The organism is Paenibacillus hemerocallicola, assembly GCF_006265175.1.
Classification (GTDB): Bacteria; Bacillota; Bacilli; order Paenibacillales; family NBRC-103111; genus Paenibacillus_AB; species Paenibacillus_AB hemerocallicola.
The window spans coordinates 102,001-120,023 of record NZ_VDCQ01000017.1; the positions used below are offsets into that span (position 1 = coordinate 102,001).

At 59.9% G+C, this 18,023-nt stretch carries 15 protein-coding genes; all 15 read right to left on the reverse strand.

What is annotated here, in order from left to right; translation table 11 throughout:
* Positions 1 to 20 precede the first annotated feature (20 nt).
* The 15 genes from FE784_RS14480 to FE784_RS14550 all read right to left on the reverse strand — a co-directional run bounded on the left by FE784_RS14480 (position 21) and on the right by FE784_RS14550 (position 18,017).
* Positions 21 to 1,019 (reverse strand): metallophosphoesterase family protein, encoded by a 999-nt coding sequence (locus tag FE784_RS14480; protein WP_139602917.1) that lies wholly within the window; start codon positions 1,017 to 1,019, stop codon positions 21 to 23.
* 132 nt (positions 1,020 to 1,151) lie between these two features.
* Positions 1,152 to 2,153 carry a metallophosphoesterase family protein gene (locus FE784_RS14485; RefSeq protein WP_139602918.1) on the reverse strand — a complete coding sequence of 334 codons (1,002 nt, stop codon included), beginning with the start codon at positions 2,151 to 2,153 and terminating at the stop codon, positions 1,152 to 1,154.
* 271 nt (positions 2,154 to 2,424) lie between these two features.
* Positions 2,425 to 3,285 carry a phytanoyl-CoA dioxygenase family protein gene (locus FE784_RS14490; protein ID WP_139602919.1) on the reverse strand — a complete coding sequence of 287 codons (861 nt, stop codon included), beginning with the start codon at positions 3,283 to 3,285 and terminating at the stop codon, positions 2,425 to 2,427.
* A 76-nt stretch (positions 3,286 to 3,361) separates the two neighbouring features.
* Positions 3,362 to 5,551 carry a ligand-binding sensor domain-containing protein gene (locus FE784_RS14495; RefSeq protein WP_139602920.1) on the reverse strand — a complete coding sequence of 730 codons (2,190 nt, stop codon included), beginning with the start codon at positions 5,549 to 5,551 and terminating at the stop codon, positions 3,362 to 3,364.
* A 67-nt stretch (positions 5,552 to 5,618) separates the two neighbouring features.
* Positions 5,619 to 6,224, reverse strand: coding sequence for a histidine phosphatase family protein (locus FE784_RS14500; protein WP_139602921.1), 606 nt, complete (start codon positions 6,222 to 6,224; stop codon positions 5,619 to 5,621).
* 29 nt (positions 6,225 to 6,253) lie between these two features.
* On the reverse strand, positions 6,254 to 6,859 hold the full coding sequence (locus FE784_RS14505) for a histidine phosphatase family protein (RefSeq protein ID WP_139602922.1): 606 nt from the start codon (positions 6,857 to 6,859) through the stop codon (positions 6,254 to 6,256).
* Entirely contained in the window at positions 6,859 to 7,896 is a 1,038-nt protein-coding gene (locus FE784_RS14510; RefSeq protein ID WP_246132024.1) for a Gfo/Idh/MocA family protein, read from the reverse strand. The genes FE784_RS14505 and FE784_RS14510 overlap by 1 nt, the downstream gene beginning before the upstream one ends.
* A gap of 52 nt (positions 7,897 to 7,948) precedes the next feature.
* Complete coding sequence (locus tag FE784_RS14515; RefSeq protein ID WP_139602924.1) at positions 7,949 to 9,283, reverse strand: ABC transporter substrate-binding protein; 1,335 nt, start codon at positions 9,281 to 9,283, stop codon at positions 7,949 to 7,951.
* A 30-nt stretch (positions 9,284 to 9,313) separates the two neighbouring features.
* Entirely contained in the window at positions 9,314 to 10,657 is a 1,344-nt protein-coding gene (locus tag FE784_RS14520) for an ABC transporter substrate-binding protein (protein WP_176706219.1), read from the reverse strand.
* Between the two features lie 199 nt (positions 10,658 to 10,856).
* Positions 10,857 to 11,843 (reverse strand): carbohydrate ABC transporter permease, encoded by a 987-nt coding sequence (locus FE784_RS14525; RefSeq protein WP_139602926.1) that lies wholly within the window; start codon positions 11,841 to 11,843, stop codon positions 10,857 to 10,859.
* Positions 11,844 to 11,849: 6 nt separating this feature from the next.
* Positions 11,850 to 12,728: a carbohydrate ABC transporter permease gene (locus FE784_RS14530; protein ID WP_139602927.1), complete on the reverse strand. Its 879-nt coding sequence runs from the start codon at positions 12,726 to 12,728 to the stop codon at positions 11,850 to 11,852.
* Complete coding sequence (locus FE784_RS14535; protein WP_139602928.1) at positions 12,725 to 15,013, reverse strand: DUF5696 domain-containing protein; 2,289 nt, start codon at positions 15,011 to 15,013, stop codon at positions 12,725 to 12,727. The genes FE784_RS14530 and FE784_RS14535 overlap by 4 nt, the downstream gene beginning before the upstream one ends.
* Positions 15,014 to 15,026: 13 nt before the next feature.
* The gene (locus tag FE784_RS14540; RefSeq protein ID WP_139602929.1) at positions 15,027 to 15,641 is read right to left on the reverse strand and encodes a YIP1 family protein; all 615 of its coding nucleotides are present in this window, start codon (positions 15,639 to 15,641) and stop codon (positions 15,027 to 15,029) included.
* Positions 15,638 to 17,128: an SMP-30/gluconolactonase/LRE family protein gene (locus FE784_RS14545; protein WP_176706220.1), complete on the reverse strand. Its 1,491-nt coding sequence runs from the start codon at positions 17,126 to 17,128 to the stop codon at positions 15,638 to 15,640. Before FE784_RS14545 ends, FE784_RS14540 begins: the two co-directional genes overlap by 4 nt.
* Positions 17,129 to 17,141: 13 nt before the next feature.
* Entirely contained in the window at positions 17,142 to 18,017 is an 876-nt protein-coding gene (locus tag FE784_RS14550; RefSeq protein ID WP_139602931.1) for a carbohydrate ABC transporter permease, read from the reverse strand.
* Between the last annotated feature and the right edge of the window lie 6 nt (positions 18,018 to 18,023).

The window sequence follows — 18,023 nt, forward strand, 5'->3', positions numbered from 1 at the left end:
TCATTGTTTGGGCCTGTCGCCTACGAAGACTGGGCCGGCTCGGCGGCGACCAGCTTCGGCGGCGGCGGCACCCGTCCGATAGGCTCGTGCTCGGGCTGCTCCGCGACGAGCGAGTCGTCGGCAAGCCGGATCCAGGTATCGAAGCCGCTCTCCCCTTCGCGAAGCCGGATAATCCGCGCACCGCGCCGGAACGGTTCATCGCCAATGGTGTTGCAACCGCCCGCACGACCGTAGCACAGACGGATGCCGTATAAATCGCCCCAGAAGTCGTTCGTATGATCGTGGCCGACGAACGTCCCCATCACGTCGCCCATCTGCTTCATCGCCGCGAACATGCCGGTGTTCAAGCGGGGACAGCCAACATTCTCATGCTTGACGCCATAACACGTATGCATATCCCACACATCGTTATATTCGGGGAACGGAATGTGGAAAAAAGCCAATGCCGGCAGCGGTTCGCCGCCATTGCCCGCGCGGAACGCCTCCGACTGCCCGACATACCAATCGATCTGATCGCGTTCGAGCCAAGCATAGCTTTTGAGAACAGACCTCGGAGCGCTGCAGCCGGTGTCGAAAAAGTAGAACGCCGCCTTCGCGGAGTCATTATCCGTATCCGCCCCTGCAACAGTCAGCGCATAATTCCCTACTCCCGACACATGGTCGGGACCCGCTTCGGCCAAGCATAGCTTGCGGCCCTCGATCGCCTCCATCATTTCCTCACGGGTGCATATGTCATGCTCGGAGTCATGGTTGCCGAACACGAACGCATACGGCAGTTCCAGCCGTTCCGGCACGGCCAATACTTCCAGCAGCTGCTCCAGCTGGTGGGGACAGCTGTTTCCTTTGACCGCATCCCCCGTAAAAACGACGAGATCCGGCCGTTCCCGCTTCAGTATCGATTCCATGACGGCCATCGTTGCCTCGTCCTCCGCCGTTCCGCCCGCATAGTGCAGATCGGCAATCTGCACGATCGTGAACGTGCCGTCTCCGCGAAATCTAAGATTGCTTTGCTTTACCATCGGGAATATGCCTCCTGTCTCCGTTCGCCGCATGCGGCGGGACTAACCGTCGTCCGGCGCAGCGGGGTTGCAGGGAGTCGCACGCCATGCTTCGAAGCCCTCCAGCATGGCCGCGATATTTGCCGTCTCCGCTTACGAATGCGACGACTGTTCCGGCAAATGCTCCGGCTGGCTCGGCTCCGCCGTTCCGTCCGCCAGCCTGATCCAAGTTTGAAAGCCGCGTTCCCCTTCGCGCAGCCGGATGAGGCGCGACCCTCTTTGCAAGCCTCCCACGACCGTTCCATTGAAGCCGCTGGCGCGCCCGTAGCACAGACGGATGCCGGCGAGCTCGCCCCAGTAATCGTTGGAATGATCGTGGCCGACGAACGTTCCCATTACGTCCCCTCCCTCGACCATAGCCGCAAACAGACCGACATTCAGCGCAGGACAGCGTACTTCGGCGTACTTGGAGCCGTAACATACGCGCGACTGCCACACTTCCTCGTATTCCGGCAATGGAATATGGAAAAAAGCGAGCGCCGGCAGCGGTCCGCCGCTCCGCTCCGTCAGCCGTGCGGATTCGGCCGCATACCAGTCCGCCTTGTCGCTCCCGATCCATTCCCCTCGCCCGTCGATGCACGCCCAGTCCGGAGCGTTGCACTCGCTGTCGAAAAAATATAGCGCTGCCGCAGGCGCATCCGCAGGCCGCGAGCCCTCGATCGGGATCGTATAGTTGCCTACCCCGCCGAGCGACTCCGGTCCCGCTTCGGCCACGCAATACGGCTGCCGCCTCTCCTGCTCCATCAGCTCGGCCCGAGTCGCATCCTTGCGCGAATCGTGGTTGCCGAATACGAACGCATACGGAATGCCGGCATCTGCGGCGCAAGCCGTCACCTCGGCGAACTGGGCCCTCGCATCCGGCCCCCGGCGTATGAGATCGCCGGTAAAGACGGCCAAATCCGGCCGTTCGAGCTCCAGCACCCGTTCGATCAAAGCCAAGGAAAGACGGTCCTCCGGCGCGTCTCCCCCGTTATGCACGTCGGCAAACTGCGCGATCGTAAACGTCCCGTCGGACCGAAAACGCAAGCTGCGTTTTTGGACGGACAAGCCGGCTTCATCAGCCCGCTCCGACGCTGTCTCCACGCGAAGCTTCATAGTCTCAGCCTCCGTCCCGATGAGAAAGGTTCGTTTCGGTTCGAAGCCTATTCGACGAACTCGCCCCGCCCGCCGGCAAATTGGTGAACCCGATTTTACTATTGGTGACCTTATGTTCAGCAATAGACACTCATGCCTCTGACGAGGCCCCGCTGAATGATGATGGAAAGCTTCGCAACCGCTCGGTTCAAGCTATTTCCAGGGTAGTAAATCAACCTTAGCAGTATCCTTCAGGTTCAGTATTGACTTGAGCCTGCCTCACCGCGGCTGGCTACCACGGAACGTCGCCAAGCAGCTTCCGCCCCAGCTCCGTCAGACGCGCCGGTTCCGTACCCGGAAGACGCTCCAGCCCCCGCGGATCCTCGGTGGCGTACGCGGGTCCGACCCGGTCGCGCCAGCTTGCGACGGCTTCTTCCCGACGCACTCCGGGCGCAGCCGGGAACATCGTAATATATTGCGCGAAGCGCGGCAGCTTCGTGTAATTTTGCCCGTTGCCGTGGGCGAGCAGGACGTCCCAGATCAGCAAATCGCCGGCTTCCCCGGGGATCGGCACGATGTCGTGGCCGGAAACGTCCGGTATCGTCGGATGCCGATCGGCCGGCTGCGTCCCGATCCATCGCTCGAAGTCGCGGTACAGGCTCGGTACGCCTTGAAAGCCGCCCTGATCCGCCGACGTATCGGCCAAATACAGCACGCCCTGCACGCGCGGCGGCCTCGGCAGCGGAAACGTCAAATTGGACGTATTCGTGTCCCAATGAATGAAGCCGGTATTGAATTTCGTCATATCGTCGCGGCGAGGGGGCTTCATATTGACCCGGTCGATGCTTACCCACAGCTTCTCCTCCCCGAGAAGCTCGGCGAACGCTTGATACAGCCGCGGATGCTGCCGGTTATCCCACATCGTCTGATGATGGAACAGCGGAATCATGCCCTCGCTCTGATGCTTCCACATATCGTCCATGCCGGCGGCCGGACGGTACCAGCTCTCCGGATCGTCCGGGCTCTGCCCGGTAAACGCCCAAATCGCGTCGATGACAGGATCGCAATTGGACTTCGGCACGACTCCCTTTACGAGAACATATCCGTTCGTATGGAAAAAATCGCGCATCTCCGAAGTAACAACCTCTCCCATTCTCCCCACATCCTTTCAACGTATGGACAAGCGTCTGCCCGCGCTCCCGGTATTCCGAATCGCGCGGGAGCCATCGTCACGCCCGGATCGGCGACTGCCGTCCGCCCGCCCGCTCTGCCGCCGGTTGGTTTATCATCCGGGCATCGGCCTCGTCGATCAATTTCCAGTACCGGGCGAGCCAGTACGGGTGCAGGTACACCGTGCCGTCCTCCAGCAGCAGCCCGTCCCCGCCGTCGCAAATATAGGGCGTTTTATCCCACCGGTGCATCGGCCTCTCTTCATAGGGCAGCGGCTCTTCGAGCAGCCGGTAGCCGTGCCGGACCAGCTCGGGATGGAAGCTCACATCCGCCCGATCGCCGTTGACGATTTTCCAATGGATAAAGTCGAGGGGCATCTCGGCAAGCGTCCGGACGGCCGCCTCCACGTCGCACAACCGCCCCGTCAAAGCCCCATAGATCGCGTTCCATAACGGCGAGCGCTCGCGTCTCTCGAACTGCCAATGGTGCTCGAGGCTCATCATATACAGCGCGCGCAAATCCGGATCGGTCTCGTACAGCAGTAGCGGAACGTAAGCATGAAAGCCGAGATTGTCGTCGATGCCGCTCGCTTCGCCGAGGAACGTCCGCTTCTGCTCCAGCGTGTTCAGTCCGTAATGGAACCGGGTGACCAGCTCCCGGTATTCCCGCCCGTACTTGTCGTCTCCGGTAATATGGCCGGCCGTCTTCAGAAATGACAGCATTTGCAAAGAGTTGATCCCGCGCTGTTCGGACCATTTCGCGTCGGCGTTCAGCTTCCGGGGAGTCCATACCCCCCATGTCGTCGGCAAGCCGTCCGTATCCGTCAGGCAGTAATCGTGGCCGATGACGTGATCCATGATGGAACGCACGCACGACCGCACGCTTTCCTTGTCTTCTTCGTCCGCAACTAGATCGTAATAAATCGAATAAGCGTAAAAATGGCCGGTCAGCTCGTCGCTTGACGTGTCGCCCTTCCACTCCCATTCGCCGTCGCCGGAAACGCGCCATTCCGGATTGCGCCCGCTGCGGCCGAACAGCGGCTCGGTACGGTGGCACACCGAACGCGCGAAAAAGCCCGGCCGGCCGGTCACCTCGAGCAGACGCATGACCGCATGCATCGAACGCTTCGCCTTCTCTTTGGCCCGCTCGTCACCGGTGACCGCGAAGCGGTAGCATTGGGCGGCGATATAATCGGACGTCCATAAACCGTCGTTGTCGGAGATTCGGACGCTGCCGCTGTCGATACTCCCTTCTTCCGTCAGCCCCCGGCGTGTCACGTAGCCGTAACGCGTCTCATACTTCTCGACCATCCGGTCGAAATGGTCGGCCTTCTCCTCCAGCGTCATCGGCCGTTCGGCAAGCCTGCCGATTCCTGCGGCGGTGCCGATCCACGCCGTGCCGTCCGGCTCCGCCGCCAGCGCCCGCACCTCGTCATGGGGCAGCCACCGCTTGGAGGCGAAATACCGGGTCTGACCGTCGCGCAGCCGAATCGCCCCTCGCGCCGTTCCGAACCAGCGTGTCCCGTCGACACCAATCGTTACCGTCCGGACATCTTCGCAAGCGATTCCTTTCGTACCGTCGAGCAAATAAAATTGATCGGTGCCGTCATGGATGTACACCCCTTTATCGGCGGCGATCCATATATGAGCCCAGCGGTCCGACGCCATGCCCCGCAGGTCATCGCTCGCCAAGCCGCTGTCGCGGGCGGTAATTTTGAACCAATGCGGCCGCTTGCCCGACAGCGCGAGCAAACCCGCGTCCGTAGCGGCGTATACTTCCGCCGATCCGATGGCGGCCAAGGAGCGGACGCTTGCCCGCCCGAATACGGCCACCCGTTCCCACCGATCGCGCGCATGACGGTACAGCGCCTCCGGGGACGCGGCCCACAGCGTGCCGTCATCATCCTCGGCCATCGCCAAGGCCGGCTGGCCGAACGGGTCCTTGCTCCACTCGCCCTCCTGCAGCCGGTACATACCGCCGCCCGCCGATACCCATAACCGACCCAGCCGGTCCGCGTGCAGCATCGTGATCGACTCCGCAGCGGGACAGGACTCCCCGCAGCCCGCGACAAGCTCGAATCGCTCTCCGACCCGCCGGGCCAAGCCCGACCGCGTGCCGACCCATACCGTGCCGCCCGCGATCGCCAATGCAGTCACATCATCGGATGGGAGCCCATCCCGCGTCGTATAGAAAGTCCGTTCAAGCTGCGGGAACCGTCCCAGCACAAGCGTAGATCCGGGCATTTTCAATAGGTTACGCCTCCTCCCGAAGCTATACGGATCATTTCGCTAATGTCCTCGCATGCTCCTGTTCCATTCATCCGAACAGCGGGCCGAAATCGCCTATGTATCGCAGGTCGACTCCTTCGCCGCCGATATGAAGCCAGAACATCGTTCCGTTGCTTTGCAAAAAACGGACTCCGCTGCGATGATCCAGGCCGAGAGCGGCCAGCAGCAGACGACGGTTGAAGCCGCTGTGCGAGAACAGCGCCACCCGCTCGTCGCCGGGAAATTCGCGGCGCAGCCGTTCGAGCACCCGCAGCGCGCGCCCGTGAGCCTTCTCCTCGTCCTCGTCGCCGGAGCAATACCAGCCCTCCGGCTCGATCTCGTCCTCGAAGCCGATCTCCGGGTACGCCTTGCGCATCTCCGGCCCGGTCGGACCGCGGTACGCTCCCTTGCTGCGCACCTCGAACGTCTCGGTCCAGACGCGGATCGGCAAGCCCGTCGCCCGAGCCAGCGGCTGAGCCGTCTCGATCGCCCGCTGAAGCGGACTCGACACGATATGCGTCACTCCCGCATCCTTCATCCCGGCCAGTACTTTACCGGCCTGGCTGCGGCCGAGCTCGGTCAGCTCTCCGTCCGCCATATCGTAAGTCACCGTATTGCCGATCGATTGTCCATGACGAATCAGAAATAAATCCATGCGCTTGCCTCCTTGAGTCTTTTACGCCGTTATGCGAACAACGGGCGCGGGGCTCCGGCGTATTCCACGACGACGCCCCGCTCCTCGAATCGGATCCAGTAGATGCTGCCGTTCGCTTCCGAAAACTTCACGCCGCTGCCGGGACCGAGTCCGATCGCCGCGCGCAGCAAAAACCGGTTAAAGCCGCCATGTGCGAACAGCGCTACCCTCTCGTCGCCGGGAAACTCCCGACGCAGCCGTTCGAGCACCCGCGTCGCCCTTTCATGACCCATCTCATCGGATTCGTCGCCGGCGCAAAACCAGCCGTCGTCCCCGAAATCGTCCTCTACTACGATCCCGCCGTACTTCTGCGCCAGCGCCTGCCCGGTCGGTCCCCGGTAAGGACCCCGATTGCGGATTTCGTAAGCGTCGAGCCAGACGCGGACCGGCAAGCCGGTCGCCCGAGACAGCGGCTGAGCCGTCTCGATCGCCCGGATCAGCGGACTCGACACGATATGCGTCAGTCCGGCGCCTTCCATGCATATCGCGACCGTCTCCGCCTGGCTGCGGCCAAGCTCGGTAAGCTCGCAGTCCGGCATATCCTCCTTGACCGTATTGCCGACCGACTGGCCGTGACGGATGATGAACAGCTCCATTACGGCACCACCGCTTCCCCGGTCTCCGCCGAACGGTAGAGCGCCTCGATAATTTGCTGGACGACGACGCCCTGTCCCGGCGTGGACAGCATCCGGCCCTTTCCTTCCAGCGCGTCGATGAACGCCTCCAGCTGCACCTGATGCATATCCGGATCGGGAATTTTCGGAGCGACGATATCGACCGGAATGCCTTGTCGAAGCTGATGAATGCCGGCCGTCTTGTAGTCGAGACCGCCCTTCGTGCCGTGCAGCCGGACCGTGTTGTTGTTGCCTTCCGGCGCGTGGACGATAAAGCTCGTTTCCAGCAGCAGCGTCGCTCCGTTCTCGAAGCGGATCATCCCCATCGCCAAGTCCTCCACCGTGTAGTTGGCGTAATCCCAAGGCGTCGGCACCGAATCGTACGGCTTCGTGCCGAGCTCGCGGTAAGCCGCGCCCATTACTTGCACAGGCTTCGGAAAATCCATGAACCATAGGGCGAGGTCCAGCATGTGCACGCCGATATCGATCAGCGGGCCGCCTCCCTGCAGCTCCTTGTTCACGAACACGCCGCCGGGAATTCCGTTGCGGCGCATCGCCGCAATCCGTCCGGCATAGATGTGCCCGAGCTCGCCCGCTTCGATCGCCCGCTTCAAATATTGCGCCCGCGCCCTGTACCGGTTGCAGAAGCCGTAGGCGAGGATCGTGCCGGAAGCGGCTGCCGCCGCTTCCATCTCCATCGCTTCCGCCGAAGTCATCGCCGGCGGCTTCTCGCAAAGCACGTGACAGCCCGCCTTCAGCGCGGCCAGCGTCGCGGGAGCGTGGAACTTGTTGGGCGTACATACGCTCACCGCGTCAAGCTCCGCATTCTCGAACATCTCGTTGAAATCGGCGAAGCCATACGCAAAGCCGTGCTCCTCGATATTCCGGCGCACCGTCGCTTCGTTCACGTCGGCGATCGCCACAAGCTCCACCCGGTCCGCGTGCTTCTTATAGTTGTTAATATGGGCCGCCTGGGCGATGCCTCCGCCTCCGACGACGCCGATTTTCAATTTGGCCAAACTTGATCGCCCCCCGTCCGATTGCCTGTCATGCATGCCATGCGTCGGGCTTTTATTTGCCCGCCGCCTGCTTAAGCTTCGCCTTGTCGACCGCAACCGCTTTTTCCGTCTCGTCCATGATCGCCTTCAGCACCGCTCGCGAATCCTGGTTTTTCGTCAGCGCTTCGGCCAAGCTTTTGCTCCAAATTTCTTTCGCCTTCGCGTCGAGCGGAACGTTCGACTGGTACGGAATGCGGTCCTGGATGGAGAAGCCCAGCTGAAGCAGCTTTTGCCCGCCTATTGCCGGTTCGCCGTACTCTTTTGCCGTCGGCAAATTGCGGTGAGGCAAATAAGGCGATATTTCCGCGAAATTCATATACACCTTCTGGGCTTCCTCGGACATCGCGGCAAACTTGATATATTCCCAGGCAAGCTCCTTGTTCTTGCTTTGCGACGGAATGAGGAACGTCCCGTACACGAGCCCGGGAGTTTGCCCGAACGGCAATGTCGTCACCCGCCATTTGCCCTGATTTTGCGACAGCGTGCCGCCGGGCAGGAAGCTGCTGATCCGCGAGGTGCCGCCGAAGTAGGTGACGAGTCCGCCGTTGTTGACCGCGCGGTCCGTCTCTTCCTTCGTCTTCTCATAGATCAGATCGAGCTGGGCGGCCCGCTTCGCGTAATCGATCGCCTTGGCGAACGCGTCCGTATTCCGCGCAAAATTCATCTCCTTGTCGAAGTAGCCGAGATGCGGCGATGCGATGTCGGTCACTTCCGACGTCCGACGGAAGAAATAGTGTCCGCGGCTGCGCAGCTTTTGGGCCATATCGAAAAACTTCTCCGGATCGGCGACCAGTTTGCCTACCTCCGCGGGATCGCTCGGAAAGCCGTTTTCCTCGAAAATATCCGCCCGGTAAAACATGACGTAAGGCGTAAGCTGAAACGGGATTCCGTAAAGCCGCTTCCCGTCGAGCGACATGGACATCTCCCATGCCGCCTTCACGAAATCGTTCCTGTATTGCAACGCGCTATAGGGAGCGTCCAGGAAGTTTTCCAAGCCGTCGGTCGCTTTTACTTTCCAATAGTGGGCTTCATGCAGGTGCATGACGTCAGGCGCCCCCGTACCCGACGCAAGAGCGGTGACGAACTTGTCTTCGGCATCCGAAGGCGTAGTGTTAACGACCTTTACATTCGGATATTTTTTCATGAACAGCTCATCGACATCTTTATAAGCTCTCCATACCGTAATTTCGCCCTTGAATTCTTCCGGCTTCTTCTCCTGCGTCTTCGTCGGGACGGCCGTGCCGTTCGCGGCGGGCGCCGCCTTATTGCCATCGGTTTGACCGGTGCATGCGGCAAGCAAAAGCGACATGGTGTATACAACGGCCAGGGTCATTCGAGAACGTTTCATGGTCTCATAACCTCCCCAGTCTCACTTCGCCTATTTGCCGAGTTTTTTCTTCAAAGCCTCTTTCTCGACCGACACCGATTTTTCCGTCTCGTCCATAATCGTCTTCAGCACGGCGCGGGAATCCTGATTTTTCGTAAGACCTTCATTGAGCAGTTTGGTCCAGACGGAGGACGCTTTTTCGTCGAGCGGATTGCCGCTCGTGTACACCATTTTGTCCATGAGCTGGAAGCCGTACTGCAACACTTTTTGTCCGCCCATCGCCTTCTCCGCCGTATTCGCGACCATCGGCAGGCTGCGCGCCGGTCTGTACGGGCTCAGGTCGGCCGTCTTCATGAAGATCGCCTGCGCCTCCGGATCGGTAACCGCGAACTTGATATACTCCCAGGCGATTTCCTTGTTCTTGCTCTGCGACGGGATGACGTAGGTGCCGAAGCCGAGGCCCGGAGTTTGACCGAACGGCAGCGAGGTCATCCGCCATTTTCCTTGGTTTTCCGAGAGCGAGCCCTTGTTGCCCTTCTCGTCGATTTGGAACGTGCTTAACCGGTATACGCCGCCGAAGTACGTGACGAGCTTGCCGCTGTTGAGCGCCCGGTCCTGCTCTTCCTTCTCTCCCGGGAAGATGAGGTCGAGCTGGGCGGCCCGCTTCGCATAATCGATCGCGCTGGCGTACGAGTCCGTGTTGCGCAAGTAAGTCAGGTTGCCGTCATAGTAGCCTACTCCCGGGGAAGCGACGTCCGTCACCTCTTCGGCTTTGCGGAAGAAGTAGTGGCCTTTGGCACGCAGCTTCTGGGCCATTTCGAAAAATTTGTTCGGATCGGCCACGAGCTTGCCTACCGCGTCCGGATCGGACGGATAGCCGTTCTCCTCGAAAATGTCCGCACGGTAGAACATGACGTACGGCGTAATGCGCCACGGGATGCCGAACAGCCTCTTGCCGTCCAGCGAGGTCGACATATTCCAGGCCAAATCGAGGAAATCCTTCTTCATAAAGCCCGCATTATAAGGCGCATCCAGCAAATTTTCGAGTCCGTCCATCGCCTTGTATTTGAAGAAGTGGGCTTGCGACAAGTCGATGACGTCCGGGGCTCCGGTTCCGGTAGCGAGCGCGGTCGTAAATTTGTCTTCCGGCTTCTCCGGCGTATCCATCTTTACTTTGACGTTCGGGTATTTTTTCATAAACAGCTCGGAAACGTCGTTGTAGCCTTTCCAAACCGTAATTTCGCCTCTAAAGTCTTCCGGCTTCTTCGTGCCTCCGGCATCCGTGCCCGTCGCGGCGGACTTGCCGCCGTCCTCCGGCTTGTCGGTTCCGCAAGCGCTCAGCACGAAGGCGAGCATCATGATGATGGCTATTAACGAGAGTGACATTTTTCTCATCGCGTTCTTCTCTCCCCGCAAAATGGTTTCGCTTCCCGTCCCGCCCGAGATGCGGCCGGAACGACTTGAACTTCTTGACCCGCTTGGACCTGCCGTTCGTTGCGCGATCGTGCGATCGCCTTCCCATGCGGCCATTGCGCCAATGCAAACGCTCGACGCAACGCCTGATTTGCGGGCATCCCCCCTTTCACGGGGCCGGTTACTCTCCGGCAATCCCCGTTCGCTCGACGCTCTCGACGAAGTATCGTTGGGTAAACAAATACAGCAGCAAAATCGGCAGTATCGCCAGGAACGAGCCTGCCATCAGCTTCTCGTGGTTCGTGGGAAGCTGGCCGATCGCATCGCCCGGATCGCTGATGCCGGTATCGTCCTTCTCCTTCGTCACGACCATCGTCCCGAGCTTCTGGTTCAGCGTGTAGCTGTCGCCTTTGTTCAAGTACAGATTCGGGAAGAAGGAATCGTTCCAATGCCAGACGATCGAGAACAGGAATACGACGAGAACGGCCGGTTTGGCCATCGGCATCATGATCGAGACGAACGTCCGCAGCGGCCCCGCGCCGTCGATCTTGGCGGCTTCCTCCATCTGATGGGGCAGCCCGCGGAAAAACTGCATGTAGACGAGCACGAACAAAGCGCCCCGCAAGCCGTGTCCGAACAAATTCGGCACAAGCATCGGCAAGTACGTGTTGGTCATTTTCAGATCGCTGAACAGCAGAAACAACGGCACGACGATCGATTGCGGCGGTACCAGAAACGTGAACAGCAGCATGATCATCAGCAGCGTATAGCCCGGAAACCGGTAGCGGGCAAAGCCGTAGCCGGCGATCGCGCAGCCGATCAGCTGAAACACCGCGCCGCCGAGCGAGACGATCGCGCTATTCGCGAAATGCCTCATGTAATTCAACGTTTTGAACGCGAAGGCGAAGTTCTCGAAATTGAGCGACTTCGGTATCCACTGCACCAGCGCGTCGGCAACGTCCTGACCGGTCATGAACGATTGGCTGACCATGTAGAGCATCGGATAAAGGAATACAAACGACAGGCTGGAGATCGTCACGTAATGGATCGCCGCTCCGGCCGCATGCTGCAGCTTTCTCGCCCCCGACGAGCGGACGAACCCGGAAGCGGAGCCCGGCCAGCCGGACGGATTGCGTCGGTAATGGAGCATATACCGGCTTTCTTTCATGTGGCGTTACCTCCTGTCCCGGGCCATGGCGGTCGTATTCCGGAACAAGAAGAACACGACGCCGATGACGAGGAAAATAAAGATGAAATAAATCCATCCGATTGCCGAAGCGTACCCGTAGCTGAATTTGTTGAACACGAGCGTATAAATGAATTTCATCATTTTGTTCATGACCGAGGTGAACGAATCGACGATGCAGAACAAGGTGCTTACGAGCAGCATCGGCATGATCATCGGAAACGTGATTTTCCAAAAATTTTCCCACGGCGTCGCGCCGTCGCACTTGGCCGCTTCGTACAAGGACGGCGAGATCGTCTGCAGGCCGGCCAGCAGAATAAGAATCGGTACGCCGGCTCCCCACATGACGAGCGTCAGCGAATCCATCATCGCGAGCAGCGGAGCGAGCAGCTCCAGCGGAATGTAATCCTGCAGCACGCTCTTCAAATCGTACTGCTGGAAAATCGGCAGCGTGGCCGCCCCTTGCGCCGTCAGCTTCTGCAGCGTTTCCCCGGCTGCGATAATGACCGGCAGGAAGAAAACGCCGCGGAAGAAGACGCGCCCCTTCATCGGCCGGTTCAGCAGCAGTGCGCTGAACATCGCGAAGATGAGGATCAGCGGTACGGTAAACACCGTCTGCAGCATCGTACCGGTAAGAATCGGCATGAATTCGACGTCTACCGTAAGAGCCTGCCGGTAGTTTTGCAAGCCGATCCAGGTCGCCTGCAGCCGGCCCGAGCTCACTTTCAAATCCTGGAACGAATAGACGAGCGAGCGGAGGAGCGGGATCGCCATGAAGACGCAAAATCCGATCGTCCAAAGCGCCACGAACGAGTAGCCCTCCAACATATGCCTGCCTCGCAGCGTCAAGCGGAGCTTTCCTTTCATTTCCCGGCCCCTCCCTTCCGGACGGCGAAGCCGCCCGCCTCGATCCGGACGCCGCCGGCCTGCTTGGCGCCCGTTCCGTAATTGACGTAAATGTCGACGCCGTTGCCGTACTTCGTCCGGTACAGGTCGCTGTCGATCCGCTCATGCTCCACGATCGGCTGGTTCGCCACCTGGCCGAGCGCTTCCGCCGCTTTGCGGTACTCCTCGGCCGCCGGGGCGAGCCAGTCGCGGTAATCGGAGCTGACCACGTTGTCGAGCGGCGTACGCGCCAGCTCCGACGAATTGGCGTAGGAGAGCCGGTAGCTCGGCATCGCGCCGTATTCGATCATGCGCAGAAACGATTTGCTCCCGTCGTCGCGCAGATTGCCCGGATTGCCGGTATACGGCAGCAGACCGCGCACGACCGCCTGATAGAACGGCACCGTCTCGTCCTCGAAGATGAAATGGCTCGAATCGAGCGGCGCGTTGTCAATCCGGTTCGTATGGCCGAGCGTATAGGCGAAGCCGTATTGGACGGCCGTGCCCCCGACCTGCTTGCGCACCGCATCGAGCGCGGCAGTCCAGCTTCCGATCGTCTGACCGCGGCTGTATGGGGCGGATACATCCTGATCGGAATACAGCAGATCGCCCATATAGTCCATTCGCAGTCCGTCAATGCCGAGCCCCGTATAACGGTTCAGCTCGTCTTCCAGCTTGGAAAGCGCCGCGAGCGGCTTCAGCAAATAGTGTCTCATTCCCTTCTGCTGCTGCAGCGTGGCCAAATTCGGCTGGCGGACGAGCATAGGCTCGCGGTTCAGGTTGCGGATCACATCCTTCGCTTCCTTGAATGCGCCGCTGTCCGCGTACGGCTTCACGTAATTGGCGTCCAAATAGAGCCGGATGCCCTTCGACTTGGCGAATTGCGCCAGCCTCTCCAGGCTTGACGTGCCGCCGAGCTTGCCGGCTATCGGAAAATGCTTCGGCTGCTTGCCGTACGCTCCGCCGTCGGACCAGCCCTCCAACGTCAGCTCGATCGCGTCGACGCCTTTGGCCGCGAAGCTGTCCACGATTTCTCGGGCCTGCTCGAACGTCGTCATCGGCATGTAGGTACTGCCGATAATTTCGTCTCTGACGACGCCGCCGATCAGCTGAAGCTGCATCGCGGCGCGCTCCGGCGTCACCGGCTTGACGCCGCGCTCGGTCGTCAAATAGCCGCGGTACGCCTGCGCCATGCCGACGTAATCGTTGCCCGCTCCCAGAAGCGGCACGTAACGGACCGCCCGATCGCCCTCGATCAATTTGCCTTGGTACATCGGAATTTCCCCCGAATCTCCGATGAAAATCACGTCGTCGTTGCGGTACGTGAATTCGACCGAGGAACGGTACAGACCGATGTTTTGGTAGCCCGACGGCGACGCGATGATTTTGGCGTCGTGGTCTCCCGCCGTGACGATGCCGGCGAAGCCCTGCGTGCCCCGCTTGATGCCGAACACCGGCATCGCGATGCTTTCCCGCGGGGAGCTGAATACGTCTTCCTTCGGATTTTTCAGCACGGTCTCTTTCGTCTTCGTATTGAAGGCGAAGTCGCCGCCATAGATGTTTTGGTAGTAGCGGTCGAAGTATTCCAGATGCTTCTCCTTGAAGCGAATAATGGCACCCGAGCCGTCCGGGACGAACAAGTAGCCGTTATCGGCCGGATTCGCCGCATCGAAGTACGGCAGCGGCTCCAGGCTGACCAGACGGCAGCCGTTGGCCTCGCGGATCGAGTCGTAAGGCACCTTGACCTCCAGACCGTCCCCGGCAAGCCGGTACTCCATCGTGAAATGCATCCCGATCGAAGTCAGCGCATAGTCGATCCGCACGCCTCCGCCATCGATCAGGGACGGCGTAGCCGTGCCCGCCTCCTTCTGCGGATAAGTCTGCGTCGGCTTTGCCCCTTGCGTATAGCGGATTACGATCGGATTTTGCACGACGGCGGACTGGCTGTCGGATATGCCCGCATTGTTTTGCGGATAGCTGTACCACGCCGCGCCGTTAGATTTATCCACGAGGTGGACGAGCCCCTTCGTTCCGTCATACATGAGCCGGTATTTGCCGTTCTCCGCCACCTGCCTCGGTACGGAGCCCGCGGAACCGGCCAGCGCGGCGATTTGCAGCGGAGCTTTGCTGTCGTTCTCGGCACAGCTGGCATTCGCCGTGGCCGCCTTCGTTTTGCCGTCCCCCCGGCCGTTCAGAAGGAGAGCGGCCGCAACGACGGCTGCTATGATGACCGCGATAATAAGTTTGATCATGCCGCTTCTGTTCATGCGCTGCCTCCTTCTACAAGCGGAATCGGATTTCCGTAACGAGACCGGTTATGAAATGGACGGCCTGATTGACGAGGCCGTAGAACAAAACGATGACGAACCAAATAATGAGCATGCCGACGAGCGTCAAAAACAAAATGAACAGCAATTTGTACAAATTGAAGTCGTGGACGATCTTCACCTTCATGATGAGCAGGAAGGCGACCCACACGAAAACGAAGCCGCTCAAAAACAAGTAGACGGACCATTCCCGCATCGAAAGCACGTTCGTCAGGAGCGAGATCGGCAGCGTCAGGACGACGTAAGGGGTCAGGGCGAAGGCGCTGCCGACCAATATTTCCTTGAACTTGCCCTCCCCTTCCTGAATCGTGCTTATGCCCCAATTGGCTATGGTCCACGTAAGCCACAGGACGAGTATGGACACGCCTTCGGTCACGAATGATATTTCATACGCCTCTCTGCGTTGGAACAGGAAGCCGGACAACGAAAGCGACAAGATGCGCACGACAATCGCAAGCGCGATCAGGACGAATGCATCCCGGTAACGGGCCCGGCCGGGCTCCTGCAGGTCGTAATAAAAATCGAGCGGATGGGCCAGCACCTGGCCCGCCATCTTCCACGTGCTCATGGAGCCCTCCCTCCTTCCGCGGCTGCGGCGGTCATCGACCGTTTAAGGGCTCGCGAGCGCTTGCGCCGGCGCCAACTTAGCCATAAGCGCAACAGCGTGCCGGCAGCGATCAGGATGACGAGCGACTCGGCGAAGTGCTCGCGCAGAAACAGCTTGCGCTGCTCGAGAAACGCGTTGGAATATTCCGTATACGCTCTCGCCTGCTTGAAATAAGCGAGCGCTTCCGAATAGTTTTCCTGCTTATACAACGATTTGCCGATTGCGACATACGCCAGATTGTAGTTGCTGTTCAGCTTCAGCACCTCCGACCACGGCTGCTGCGATTCCTCGTAGCGTCCGTCGGAATACAGCACCGATGCTTGGTGGACCAAATCCGCGAAGGCGGTAGTCCGGAACCTGTCGATCCGGTTGCGCGATTCGTCGGCCACATAGATCGTTCCGTCCGACGTCTGGGCGATGCTCGACGGGGTAATGAACAACCCGTTTTGCACCCCGATGCCGCCGAATGCGAACAGCAGGTTGCCGAGACTGTCGTATTGGAACGCCCGGCCCGTCACGAGATCGAGCGTGGTGATGAAGCCTTGGCTGCTTACCGTCAAGTCTACGAACGAGTTGATTTTGCGCTTCTCGCCCACGATTCTCATCCGGAAGTCGCCGTAACGGCCGAGCGCCGATTCCTGCTCGTTCAGCGTATCGACCCCGACCGCGCTCAGCCGTTTGATTTGCAGCGTCTCGATGCCGAGCGTCGTCGTGTAAATGAAGCCCTCCTGATCCTGGAACAGGTTGGAAAATTCCGGCGGTTTCTCGCCTGCGAGCTGCGCCTTCTGCTCCTTCGTCGCGATCAGCTTCGTCAATACGCGGGTGATGCTGAACGGCACATGGTTCGCGCCGTAGAACCCGGCAAATTCGCCGTCCGGATCGAGCTGCAGCAAGCCTTGGTACAGACCGTCGCAGACGATGAACAAGTAGCCGCGCTTGTCGACGATGACTTTGGACGGCAGATAGAGGAAATCTTCTCCGAGCAGCTTGCTTTTCGGACTGCGAAATTCCTTCAAGTATTTGCCGCTTTTGTCGAACACGGCGATGCGGCTGTTTTTCGTATCGGCCACGTACACCGTCCCGTCCTTGTCGGCGAATACGCCCTTCGGTCCGTTCAGCTTGCCATCGCCCTCCGCGGTCCCGTATATGCCGAGCAGCCGTTTGTCGGCATCGAGACGGACGATCCGGTTATTTCCCGTATCGGCGATATACAGCGTGTCGTCTGCGGCGACATACAAATCCTGCGGCTTGTTGAGCGGACCGCCTGCATTGTCGAAGCCGTCGATCGAATCGCGGTACGTATACCCGTTCAGCGAGGAGACCGGCTCGAATTTGTGATTGTACGTATATCCGCTGTATGGCGTGCGGGCCGACGCCGACGGCGTATTCGCTGCGAGCGTCGCGACCGCCAGGACGAGCAATGCCGCGACGCGTTTGTAAGCTCTCAAGTGGACTCCCCTCCTATGCCTTGATCCCCGAATGGGCCATCGTTTCGAGCACCCGCCGCTGTGTGACGATAAACATGATCAAGGTCGGCACGATCATCAGAAAGCTGGCGGCCGCCAGTGCGCCGGTCCTGGCTACGACCCCGTAGCCCCCGCTGATCGTACTGATCGCGAACGGCAACGTTTTCATCTGGTCGGTCGTCGTATACACCGTCGATGCCCACGGATCGTTCCAGGCGGCTATAAAGTTGAGCAGCATGAGCGTGGCGATGGCCGGCTGCAGCATCGGAATGACGATGCTCGTATACGTGCGCCATTCGCTCGCCCCGTCCATCCGCGCCGCCTCCAGAAGCGCGTCCGGAATCTGATCGAGAAACTGCTTCATCAGGAACAAGCCCATCGGCGAAGCGAGCATCGGCAGCACGAGCGCGAAATACGAATCCATCAGCCCCATTTTCGACATGACGATATATTGCGGAATTTGCGTTACCTGCGGCGCGAACATGAGCGCCAGCACGATCATGCTGAACAGCCCTTTGCGGAACGGCAGCTCCTTGTGCTTGCTCAGCGGATAGGCCGCCATCGTGCTGATGACGATGCCGATCGTGACGACCAGGAACGAGACCACGACGCTGTTGAAAATGTAGCGCGAGAACGGTACGACGGAGCTCGTCGCCGCGAACAGCAGGTCTTTGAAATTTTGCAGCGTCGGATTGATCACGAAAAACCGCGGCGGGAACAGGAACAGCTCGGATACCGGCTTGAACGCGGTCGCCGCCAAATAGACGAGCGGGGCCAGCATGAGCAGGCCGAAGAAGGTCAGCAGCGCGTACAGGACCGCCCCGCTCCAATCGAACCGGCCCCCGTTAATGAGCGTAGAGCGACTAACCACAGTCCA